General features: G+C 64.1%; 7 protein-coding genes. 3 read left to right on the top strand and 4 right to left on the bottom strand.

Features of this window, described 5'->3' with window-relative positions; all coding sequences use genetic code 11:
* The first annotated feature begins 253 nt into the window (after positions 1–253).
* On the top strand, positions 254–541 hold the full coding sequence (locus tag IVA74_RS21400) for a GIY-YIG nuclease family protein (protein ID WP_247347864.1): 288 nt from the start codon (positions 254–256) through the stop codon (positions 539–541).
* Positions 542–886: 345 nt separating this feature from the next.
* Here the strand turns inward: IVA74_RS21400 and IVA74_RS21395 are convergent, their stop codons facing one another.
* On the bottom strand, positions 887–2,239 hold the full coding sequence (locus IVA74_RS21395; protein ID WP_247347863.1) for a malonyl-CoA decarboxylase: 1,353 nt from the start codon (positions 2,237–2,239) through the stop codon (positions 887–889).
* A 95-nt stretch (positions 2,240–2,334) separates the two neighbouring features.
* Positions 2,335–3,135, bottom strand: coding sequence for a helix-turn-helix transcriptional regulator (locus tag IVA74_RS21390; protein ID WP_247347862.1), 801 nt, complete (start codon positions 3,133–3,135; stop codon positions 2,335–2,337).
* Between the two features lie 59 nt (positions 3,136–3,194).
* Here IVA74_RS21390 and IVA74_RS21385 point away from each other — a divergent pair, with 59 nt between their 5' ends.
* Positions 3,195–4,367 carry an MFS transporter gene (locus IVA74_RS21385; RefSeq protein WP_247347861.1) on the top strand — a complete coding sequence of 391 codons (1,173 nt, stop codon included), beginning with the start codon at positions 3,195–3,197 and terminating at the stop codon, positions 4,365–4,367.
* 525 nt (positions 4,368–4,892) lie between these two features.
* Positions 4,893–7,157 (top strand): cation:proton antiporter, encoded by a 2,265-nt coding sequence (locus IVA74_RS21380; protein ID WP_247347876.1) that lies wholly within the window; start codon positions 4,893–4,895, stop codon positions 7,155–7,157.
* Here the strand turns inward: IVA74_RS21380 and IVA74_RS21375 are convergent.
* Both IVA74_RS21375 and IVA74_RS21370 read right to left on the bottom strand, forming a co-directional pair.
* Complete coding sequence (locus IVA74_RS21375; RefSeq protein ID WP_247347860.1) at positions 7,154–10,312, bottom strand: multidrug efflux RND transporter permease subunit; 3,159 nt, start codon at positions 10,310–10,312, stop codon at positions 7,154–7,156. The two genes, IVA74_RS21380 and IVA74_RS21375, sit on opposite strands and share 4 nt — an antisense overlap.
* 27 nt (positions 10,313–10,339) lie before the next feature.
* On the bottom strand, positions 10,340–11,524 hold the full coding sequence (locus IVA74_RS21370; RefSeq protein ID WP_247347859.1) for an efflux RND transporter periplasmic adaptor subunit: 1,185 nt from the start codon (positions 11,522–11,524) through the stop codon (positions 10,340–10,342).
* Positions 11,525–11,704 lie beyond the last annotated feature (180 nt).

Raw genomic sequence — 11,704 nt, 5'->3', positions numbered from 1 at the left:
GAAAGACCCAGCGGTCGGGACGAAAAGCTGGCAGCAATCAAACAAAAAGCTGAACATCCGCCTTGACACACCAAATCCCCATGTGAGCAATCCAGAATCTTTCCGCGGCTGGCAGTCTGGATTGCTTTGTCGCAAGAGCTCCTTGCAATCACGGTGAAGGGGGGCTCTACGATTCATCCTCTTCATCGCAAGCGTCGCTCGCGATCATCTCTCGGTTGTGTTATCGTGAATGCTCTCGTAACAGAGCGCGATCATGAAGCAGCCCTGCGTGTACATGTTCGCCAATCGCCGTAATGGAACGATATACATCGGCGTCACATCCAATCCGCCGCGCCGCGCGTTCGAACATCGCGAGGGCTCGGTGAAGGGGTTCTCCTCGAGATACGGCTGCAAGCTCCTCGTCTGGTACGAGTTGCACGGAACAATGATCGACGCGATTGCACGCGAGAAGCAAATCAAGGGCGGCAGCCGGGCAAAGAAGCTCGCGCTGATCGAGAGCGTCAATCCAGAGTGGATGGACTTGTACGACACGTTGATCTGACCGCCGAGTGAGCAGCGGTTGTCAGTCGCATGCCGTCGCCCCACATTCCGTCATTGCGAGCGCAGCGAAGCAATCCAGAGTCTTTCCGCGGGAAGACTCTGGATTGCTTCGTCGCAAGGGCTCCTCGCAATGACGGTGGAGGGAGCTGGCTCGTTCGGGGGCGCCTAGGCTCGCAGCGGGCGAAGGGCTCGAGTTGGGCAAGGTGTCGCCACATTCTCCGTCATTGCGAGCGTAGCGAAGCAATCCAGAATCTTTCCGCGGGTGGCAGCCTGGGTTGCTTCGTCGCAAGAGCTTCTCGCGATGATGGCGCTGTGCTGGCCATGACGATATGGCGCGAGCCGTCCCCTACGACAGCCGCATATCCAGCAGCCTTCGTCCTTCGCCCCTCAGCAGCTTCTTCACCGCGCTCGATGCCACGACCACGCCGTCATTGGCGTAGGCTTCGTGGTTCTTCTCGATGTCGTCGAGGCGGTAGAGATAGTTGACCATCACGCCGGCCGACTCCCGCACGCCCTTCGGCGAGAGATCGCCGAGCCAGTTGATGCGCTCGAGGCGGGCGCCGTTGCCGAGATGGAAGCGCGCGACGGAGTCGATCAGCTTGCCCTTCGGCGTGCGCGCCTTGAGGAAGTAATACGCCGCGAGCGGTTCGATCACGCCACGCAGCAGCGTTGTCGTCTCGGGGTTCTCGAACCATTTGGGATCGTCGAGACGTTTCAGCACTTCGCGGTCCTCGTCCGACAGCGGCAAATCCTTGTCCTGCTTCACCCATGGCATGAAGCCCGGCACCGGCGACAGCGTCACGAAATTGTCGAGCTTCGGCGTTTCCCGGCGCAGCTCCTCCACCACCTGCTTGATCAGGAAGCTGCCGAAGGAGATGCCGCCAAGACCGCGCTGGGTGTTGGAAATCGAGTAGAACACGGCGGTGCGCGCGCGCTCGATCGGGACGGATGTGCGATCGACCGCGAGCAGCGGCGCGATCGCGCCGGGGATGGTCTCGGTCAGCGCGACCTCGACGAAGATCAGCGGCTCGTCGACCATTGCGGGATGGAAGAAGGCGTAGCAGCGGCGGTCGACCGGATCGATGCGGCGGCGCAGATCGTCCCAGTCGCTGATCTCGTGTACGGCTTCGTAACGAATGATCTTTTCGAGGATGTTGGCCGGGGTCGACCAGTCGATCCTGCGCAGCACGAGAAACCCTCTGTTGAACCACGAAGAGAGAAGATGCGAGACGTCGCGATCGAGCGCGGCGAGATCGGTGTGTCCGTTCATCATACCGAGCAGATCGGCGCGCATGTTGACGAGATCGCCGGTGCCGCCGGGCGCGCGGTTGAGGCGGCGGATCAGCTCCTGCCGGCGCGGCTCGGAGGCGAAGTGAAGGGCGCTGGCATCCTCGTCGGCCGGCTTGGCACGCCATGTCTCGATCGCCTTGGACAGGCGTTCCCGATCCGGGCCGAAATCACGCACCAGTGCTTCGAAGAAGGTGCGGCGTCCCGTCTCATCCAACTCCTGGTAGGTGTCGAGCACCTCACGCGCCATGGCAGTGCCCGAAGCTTCGCCCCGGCCCGACAGCAGCGCACCGCAGAGCTCGATCAGCCCGTCGGCATCCTGCGTGGTGTCAGCAGAATCCCCGCGACGAAGCAGCGTGCGGCCACGCTCGGAGATGGTGGTGAGCAGGTCGGAGAAGAAGGCGTTTGCCATCTGAGCTTTCGTGTCAGGTTTGTGCGGTGCGGGAAGCTTACACGGGATTTAGGTGGAAGCCGATCACAATCAAGCGCAGGAATGAGGCATGCTTGTCATGCCTTTCCCGCAAATTCCGTCGGCGTCCGCCCCGTCACCTGGCGGAACGCCGCCGAAAACGCCGGCACGCTGGCATAGCCGAGCTGGGTCGCGAGCTGCTTCACCGACACGCCGGCATCCGTCGACAGAAGCTGGATCGCTGCCGCAATTCTTGCGCGCTGGCACCAGCTCTTGAAGCTCAATTGCGTCTCTGTCGAAAACAACCGCGACAGCGTGCGCGCGGAGGTTCCGACCTCGCGCGCCAGCGTGTCGATGTCGTGCAGGCCGGTCGGATCATCGAGCACGATCATGGCCGCGCGCCGGCAGCGCGGCTCGTGCGGAAGCGGCACGAAAGTCGCGGAATCCTCGGCCTGGACCAATTCCAGCATCACCAGGCGAACCAGCAGATCGGTCCGCTCCTCGGTATTGCGGACGTCGAACAGCGCGAGGATCGCCTGATTCAGCAGCGGCGACACCCGCACCACGAATTCCTTGGTCAGGCCCTCATGGCGCTGCTCGCGCTTCAGCCAGGACAGGTCGAAATACAGCGTGCGCATCTCGATGTCGGCGAGCAGATCGATGGCGTGCTCGAGCCTCGCGGGGACCCAGACCGCGCGGTCCGGCGGCACCAGCCAGCGCCCCTCGGGCGTCGTCACCTGCATGGTGCCCTTGGTCGCATAGATCAGCTGCGCCTCGCGGTGCATATGCGGATCGATCCGCATGCCCTTGGGATAGTCGCGCGCAACCAGGTGCACCCCGGCGGTCGAGCGGTGGTTGCCCCGGACCTCCCGGAGGATTGGCGTTTCGACGACAGTCATTGGCAGCATCCCGTAATGCGCCCGACATATAACTCATTTCGGAGCAGGAGAGGATTCCCATGAACAGCCCCAGCCGGGTGATCAGTTTCGTCAACGCCGGCCATTTCATCGACCATTATGCGATGCTGATCTTCGCCGCCGCCGTGATCATCATGGGACCGGCGCTCGGCATGGCGTATTCGGAACTCCTGCCCTACGCGACGCCGGGCTTCGTCGCCTTCGGTGCGGGCTCGCTGCTCACCGGCTGGCTCGGCGACCGCTGGAGCCGCCGCCACATGATGCTGATTTTCTTCGTCGGCATCGGTCTTTCCATGATCTCGGTCGGCTTCGTGCAGACCCCGGCGCAGCTCGGCGCGGCGCTGTTCACCATCGGCATTTTCGCCTCGATCTATCATCCCGTCGGTACCGCGATGATCGTGTCTTACGCGGACAAGCTCGGCCGCGAAATGGGATTGAACGGCGTCTGGGGCAATCTCGGCGTTGCCTCGTCGGCGCTGGTCACCGGCGTGATCGGCCAATATCTCGGCTGGCGTTTGGCCTTCATCGTCCCGGGCGTCGTGACGATCATGATCGGCATCGCGTTTGCGATGATGGTCGTGCACGAGGACCGCAAGGGCTCGAAGCAGGCCGCGGCGCAGGCGCGCGTGGCCAAGCAGGACATGTGGCGCGTGATCCTGTCGCTGCTGATCGTGGTGATCGCGATTTCCACCACGTTCAATGCCGTCACCGTCGCGCTGCCAAAACTGTTTGCGGAGCGGCTTGCCGATCTCACCAAAAGCCCGGCGTTGCTTGGCGTCATCGCCGCCTGCGTCTACGTGTTCGGCGCGATGACGCAGTACACGATCGGCCGGCTGCTCGACCGCTATTCGCTGAAGACGGTGGCGCTGCCGCTGTCCTTCATGCTGGCGCCGTTCCTGTATCTGGCCGCGAGCCTGTCCAATTTGCCGCTGATCCTGGTCTCGATCGGCATCGTCATGGGCGCGTTCGGGCAGGTCACGGTCAACGACGCCATGGTCGGCAAGTACACCAGCGAGGAATGGCGCTCGCGCGCCTATGCCGTGCGCTATTTCATCGGCTTCACTGCAGCCGGCGCCTCCGTCGGCCTGGTCGCGTGGCTCTACGAGCAGGGCGGCTTCGTCACCATGCTGCACGCCTTCGCCGCGCTCTGCCTGCTCGCGATCGCAGCGGCGATCATCCTGCCGCGCGAAATCAGGACGCCGCAGGCGGTGTGAGGGAGAACGCTCTCGTGTCCCGGACAAGCTGCAACGCGCGAGCGTTGCGGCGCAGAGCCGGGACCCAGAGGCTGCGAATTCCCGTGTGGCATGGGCCCCGGCTCTGCGGCGCACCGCCGGAGTGGCGCTGCGCCGCGTCCGGGGCACGAGTGCGGCGTAAGGCCGGGACTCTCTCGTCATTGCGAGGAGCCCTTGCGACGAAGCAATCCAGAATCCTTCCGCGGAGGGACCCTGGATTGCTTCGCTTCGCCGCTTCGCTCGCAATGAAGGGATGAGGAGGCAGCCCGCGCATGCCACCCATGATGCCATTGTGCCGGTGTTTTGCCCGACGGAGCAAGTGATTTCGGGAAAGACGAAATTTCTTCAACCTTTTCAACCCCATCTCTACTGTGCATGGGGTTGTTTTCGCGTTTTTTGTTGTTGCCCCCCAACTCGCCGCAAGCGACGGGAACCCGGTCCGCCTCCCGCGGGTTCTATCCCCCGTCCGGCACCTTGCCGGAGCAAATGAAGGGGGAAGACATCTGCATGCATTGGAGCCTGCTCCGACCGGTCGGCCTTGTCCTCGCGGCTCTTGTCCTCACCACCATTGCGGCCGCTGCCGAGGGCGGCAAATCGGCCGGTCCGTCCGAATTCCTGCTGGTTGCGCAGATCGTGCTCTTGATCGCGGTCGGCCGCGGTCTCGGCGAGACCATGCAGCGCATCGGCCAGCCCTCGGTGATCGGCGAATTGCTCGCCGGCATCCTGCTCGGCCCGTCGCTGTTCGGCTGGGTCTGGCCTGACGCGCAGCACGCGATCTTCCCCAAAACGCCCGAGCAGAAAGCGATGATCGACGGCATCGCCCAGTTCGGGATCCTCCTGCTGCTACTGCTGACCGGCATGGAGACCGACCTCAAGCTGGTCAGGAAGGTCGGCAAGGCCGCGATCGCGATCTCGATCGCCGGCATCCTCGTGCCCTTCGCCTGCGGTTTTGCGCTCGGCGAGTTCCTGCCCGATGCATTGCTGCCGAACCCGCAAGCCCGCCTGGTTGCGTCGCTGTTCATGGGCACGGCGCTGTCGATCTCCTCGGTGAAGATCGTCGCCGTGGTCGTGCGCGAAATGAATTTCATGCGCCGCAATGTCGGCCAGATCATCGTCGCGACCGCCGTCATCGACGACACCATCGGCTGGATCATCATCGCCGTCATCTTCAGCCTCGCCTCGCACGGCACGCTGGATATCGCCTCGGTGGCGAAAGCCGTGTTGGGCACGCTGGCCTTCCTCGCCATCAGCTTCACCATCGGCCGCAAGCTTGTGTCTCAGCTCATCCGCTGGGCCAACGACAATCTCGTCAGCACCGCGCCCGTCGTCACGGTGATCCTGCTGCTGATGAGCGTGATGGCGCTGATCACGCACCTGATCGGCGTCCACACGGTGCTCGGCGCCTTCGTCGCCGGCATTCTGGTCGGAGAGTCCCCGATCCTGACGAGGCAGATCGACGAGCGCCTGCGCGGATTGATCTCGAGCTTCTTCATGCCGGTATTCTTCGGCCTGGCCGGCTTGAGCGCCGACCTCACGGTGCTGCGCGATCCCAATCTCCTGATGCTGACCGGGCTGCTGGTCGTGATCGCCAGTGTCGGCAAGTTCGGCGGCGCCTTCGTCGGCGGCACGTTGGGCGGGCTGAACACAAGGGAGTCGCTGGCGCTCGCGAGCGGGATGAACGCGCGCGGCTCGACCGAGGTGATCATCGCCACCATCGGTCTTTCGATCGGCGTGCTCAGCCAGAACCTGTTCACGATGATCGTCACGATGGCGATCGTGACCACGATGGCGATGCCGCCGATGCTGCGCGCGGCGCTGGCAAAGCTGCCGATGAACAAGGAGGAGCAAGAGCGCCTGGAGCGGGAAGAGTTCGAGAAGCGCGGCTTCGTTGCCAATCTCGAACGTCCGTTGCTGGCAGTGGACGAAAGCGTCAATGCCACCTTCGCCGCCCACATTGCCGGCCTGATCGCCGGGATGCGTGGCCTGCCGATCACCGTGCTGCACATCGGCAAGCGCGCCAAGAAGCGGGAGAAGGGGAGCGGCGAGGAAGAAAGCCCCGAAGTGGTGGTGAAGAAGGCCGCCGAGACCGTGTCGGCGCATGGCGATGCCGGCAACGTCGACGTCACGACGCGTGTCCGCAAGTCGGGGCTCGGCGAGGCAATCGGAGATGAGGCAAAGAAGGGCTTCGATCTTCTGGTCATCGGCGTCGACAAGGTCACTGCCGCCAAGGATCGCTTCGATCGCGAAGTTGAGGACATCGCAGCGAAGTTCGAAGGACCGCTCGCAATCCTGGCGGCGAAGGGAAAGCACCTGAAGCAGCCGATGCCCGACGCACTCAATATCCTCGTTCCGGTCTCCGGCAGCGGCGTCTCCAAGCGCGGTGCCGAGGTCGCGGTGGCGTTGACGCAGGCGGCGGGATCAGGCTCGCTCCGCGTGATCTATGTAGCGACGACGCGCGACAAGGGCGCGCAGCGCGGCGCCTCTCGTGGTCTGAGCCAGGAGGCCGGCATCCTGAAGGACGCCAGCGATCTCGCTGCCCGTTATGAGGTCGACATCACCACGACCTTGCGCGTGAACCGGGCGCCGGAGGCGGCGATCCTGCGCGAGATCGAGACCACCGATGTCGATCTCGTGGTGATGGGCGTCGACCGCATCCAAGGCGACCATCTCTCCTTCGGTGGCGTCGCCGACGCCGTGCTCAGGCAGGCGAAGGTCTCGGTGCTCCTGGTGTCGAGCGGCGAGGCGCGGCAGACCTCCACCGAGAAAGCCTAGGACTTCACCTCGGCCGCCGCCACGGCCTTCGGTGCCTTCTTCGACGCGCGCCAGTTCTCGAAGCGTTGCACCACCACGAAGAAGGCCGGCACGAACAGCACCGCAAGGCATGTCGAGGCCAGCATGCCCGAGAACACCGTGATGCCGATCGACTTGCGCGCGCTGGCGCCGGCGCCGGTCGCGATCACCAGCGGCACGACGCCGAGGATGAAGGCGAACGACGTCATCAGGATCGGTCGAAAGCGGGCGCGCGCAGCTTCGATGGCGGATTCCAGCACCGGCTTGCCGTCGCGGCCGTGCAGCTCCAGCCCGACCTCGACGATCAGGATGGCGTTCTTGGCCGACAGCGCGATCAGGAGGATCAGGCCGATCTGGCAGTAGAGATTGTTGTCGATCTTCAGGCCATTGAGGATCAGCATGGGCCCGATCAGCGACAGCGGCACCGCGAGGATCACCGAGATCGGCGCGTACCAGCTCTCGTATTGGCCGGCGAGGACGAGATAGACCAGCAGCATGGCGAGCCCGAACACCCAGTAGATCTGGTTGGAGACAGCCTTCTCCTGATAGGACATCGCGGTCCATTCGTAACCGGTGCCCGGCGGCAGCGTCTTGTCCGCGATCTCCTCCATCAGCTTCAGCGACTGGCCCGAGGAGTAGCCCTGCGCCGGCAGGCCGATGACGGTCGAGGAGGGATAGAGATTGTAGAGGCTGATCAGCGAGGGGCCGGTGGCCGGCGTGATCGTGGCGACGGTGCCGATCGGGATCATATCGCCGTTCGAGTTACGCACCTGCAGGTTGGCGATGTCGCGCTCGGTGAGGCGGAACGCGGGATCGGCCTGCGTATAGACCTGGAACACGCGGCCGAACTTGTTGAACTGGTTGACATAGGACGAGCCGAGATAGGTCGACAGCGCCGCGAACACCTGGTCCGTCGTGACGTGCAGCGTCTGGGTCTTGATGCGGTCGATCTCGACGTTGAATTGCGGCACCGAGGAGCGGAACGACGACTGGACGCGCTGCAGCGCGCTCTGGCTCTGGCCGTTACTGACCATCGCGCTCGTGATGGCCTGGAGCTTGCCGAAATCGCTGTTGCCGTCGCGCAGCTCGACTTGCATCGAGAAGCCGGCCGCGTTGCCGATGCCCTGGATCGGCGGCGGCGGCAGCACCAGCGTGCGCGCCTCCATGATGACCGCGAGCTTGTCGTTCAGTCCGTAGACCAGCGAGCGCAGATCCTCGCCCGGACCTTTGCGCGCCTCCCAGTCCTTCAGGATGATGTAGGCGACGCCGGCATTGGCAAGGCTGGCGCTGTTGTCGAGCGCGGAGATGCCGGCGATGGTGATGACCTGCTGGACTCCAGGCGTGTCCTTGATCAGCTCGCTCGCTCTGTCGAGCGCCTTCTGGGTCCGCTCCAGCGCAGCGCCGTCGGGCAGTTGCACGGCGGCGATCAGATAGCCCTGGTCCTCGATCGGCAGAAAGCCGGTCGGCACTCGGGACAGGCCGTAGCCGCCGATTCCGATCAGCACCAGCGCGAATGCGACCGAGACCGTGGCGTGCCCGCACAGGAAGCTGATCAGCCTTGTGTAGCCCCGCTCGACGCGGTCATAGACATTGTTGAAGCCGCGATAGAAGAAGTTGCGCTTCTCCGGCGGCACCGTCGGCCGCAGCCAGAGCGCACACTGCGTCGGCTTCAGCGTTGCCGCGTTGATGGCGGACAAAAGCGCCGTTGCCGCGATCACCAGTGCGAATTGCGAATAGATGCGGCCCGTGAGGCCCGCGAGGAACGAGGCCGGCAAGAACACCGAGATCAGCACCAGGGTGATGCCGACGATCGGCGCGAACAGCTGGTCCATCGCCTTGATCGCGGCGTCGTGGCCGTTCATGCCCTGCTCGATGTTGTGCGCCGCGCCTTCCACCACGACGATGGCGTCGTCGACGACGATACCGATCGCAAGCACGATAGCGAACAAGGTCGACATGTTGATGGTGAAGCCGAGCGCCGCCATCGCGGCGAAAGCGCCGATGATGGTGACAGGCACCGTGGTCGCCGGCACCAGCATCGCGCGCCAGTCCTGCAGAAACACCAGAATCACGACCAGCACCAGGAGGCCGGCCTCGATCAGCGTCATGTAGACCTCGTGCACTGAGGCCTGCACGAATTTGGTGGTGTCGAACGGCGTGTCGTACTTCATGCCCTGCGGGAAAGCCTTGGCGAGCTCCGCCATCTTCTTTTCGACCGCCTGCTCGACCTGGAGCGCGTTGGCGCCGGGCGACTGGAACACGCCGATGCCGGTGGCCGGCTGCTTGTTCAGCGAGAAGATCTGGCTGTAGGTCTGCGCGCCCAATTCGACCGAGCCGACGTCGCGCACCCGGGTGACGTCGCCGCTGGTGCCTGATTTGACGATGATGTTCTCGAACTGGGTGGTGTCGTCGAGCCTGCCGTTGACATTGAGCGTGTACTGGAACGCCTGTCCCGGTGGCGTCGGCGGCGCGCCGACCTGGCCGGCCGAGACCTGCTGGCTCTGCTGCTGGATCGCCTGGATGACGTCCTGCGGCACCAGGCCACGGACTTGCAGCTTGTTCGGATCGAGCCACACCCGCATGGAATACTGGCCGGCGCCGAACACGGTGACGTTGCCGACACCGGGCAGGCGCGAGAGCTCGTCGCGGAGATTGATGGTGGCGTAGTTGCTCAGATAGAGGCTGTCGAAGGTCTTGTCCGGCGAGGTCAGCGTCACGAACAGCAGGATCGACGTCGATCGCTTCTGCACGGTGACGCCCTGGTTCTGCACCGACTGGGGCAGCTGCGACAGCGCGCTGGAGACCCGGTTCTGCACCAGCACCTGCGCGAAGTTGAGGTCGGTGCCGATCTTGAAGGTCACTGTCAGCGTATAGGTGCCGTCGGAGCCGCTGTAGGACTGCATGTAGAGCATGTCCTCGACGCCGTTGACCTGCTGCTCGATCGGCAGCGCCACGGTGTCGATCACGGTCTTGGCACTGGCGCCGGGATAGCGGGTGGTGACCTGCACCGTCGGCGGCACCACATCGGGATATTGCGCGATCGCGAGATTGAACAGCGCGACGCCGCCGATCAGGATCATCAGCAGCGCGATGACGTTCGAGAGGACCGGCCGCTCGATGAAGAATTTTGAGATCATGACTGGCGGCCCCTCACTTGGCGAATCTTACTTGGCGGACGCCTGCGGCTGCTCGATCTTCGTCATTTGCGGGTCGATCTTCTGGCCCGGGATCACGCGCAATAGCCCCGCGATCACCACGCGGTCATCAGGATTCAAGCCGCTTTCGATCACGCGCAGGCCGTTCTCGACGGGACCGATCTGCACCTTGCGTTGCTCGACGATGTTGTCGCCGCTGACGACGAGGAGATAGCGGCCGCCCTGGTCGCTGCCGAGCGCGGTATCGGGAACGAGCAGGGCGTCCTTCTCCTGGGTGAAGGGCACGCGAACGCGGACGAAATAGCCGGGCAGCAGCACCCGCTTGTCATTGGGCACGAGACCGCGCACCGCGAGCGTGCCGGTCGACTGGTTGAGGGTCGGGGCGACATAGTCGAGATGCCCCTCATGCGGATACCCCGCCTCGGTCTGCAGGCCCACTTGAATCGGAAATTGCTTGAGGTCGGCGGCAGTCAGGCCGCGTCGGGCGGCCTCGGCACGGATGCGCAGCACGTCCTGCTCGTTGACGGTGAAGTTCACATAGATCGGGTCCATCGCCACGATGGAGGCGAGTTGGGTCGGGGAGGAGACACCGACGAGCTCGCCGATCGAGACCATATGGGCGCTGACGACGCCGTCGAACGGTGCGCTCACCTTGGTGTAGCCGTAGTTGACTTCAGCGAGGCGGGTGTTGGCCTGGGCTTGCTGGAGGTTGGCCTGCGCGTTGTCGCGGTTCGAGGTCGAGGTGTCCAAGGTCGCTTGCGAGACCGCTTGCCGCTGCACCAGATCGCTCTGCCGCTTGTAGTCGGCTTCCGCCTGCCGGAGCGACGCCTGCGCGCCGGCCTCGGCCGCCTGCGCCTGATCGAGCTTGAGCTTGTAGGTCTCGGGCTCGATCGTGAACAACTGGGTGCCCTGTTTGACGAAGGAGCCGTCCGTGTAGTCGATCGATTGCAGGAAGCCCTGCACGCGCGCGACGAGATCGACATTCTTGATCGGCGCGGTGTTGCCGGTGGCCTCGACATAGCGCGTCACCGCGCGCTGCATGGGCGGGGCGACGTCCACCTTGGGCGGCGGCGGGGCGACGAACGTATTCTTGTCCTCGCAGCCGGTGAGCGCGGCCACGACCATCGCGGCGGCCAGTGCTCGCCCGACATGTCTCCACGCTCCGTTGCGCCGTGCGGGATTCGCGCAGGTCATTCGGTGGTCCCCGGTTGCTGTCTGTCGGGGCGGGAGGCTACCAACAAATGCCCCGCCGTGGAACACCATAGCCATGGCAGTCATCAGGTGGCAGTCATGGGCCTTGGTACTGCAAACCGCGCTATGGCCTTTGGCAGTTTTGCCATGACAAACTGCTTTTCATCGCCCGAACGATCGACC

Source organism: Bradyrhizobium sp. 132, assembly GCF_023074185.1.
Classification (GTDB): Bacteria; Pseudomonadota; Alphaproteobacteria; order Rhizobiales; family Xanthobacteraceae; genus Bradyrhizobium.
Note: the sequence above shows the minus strand (reverse complement) of the source record. Positions and strands in the feature narration are given on the sequence as shown.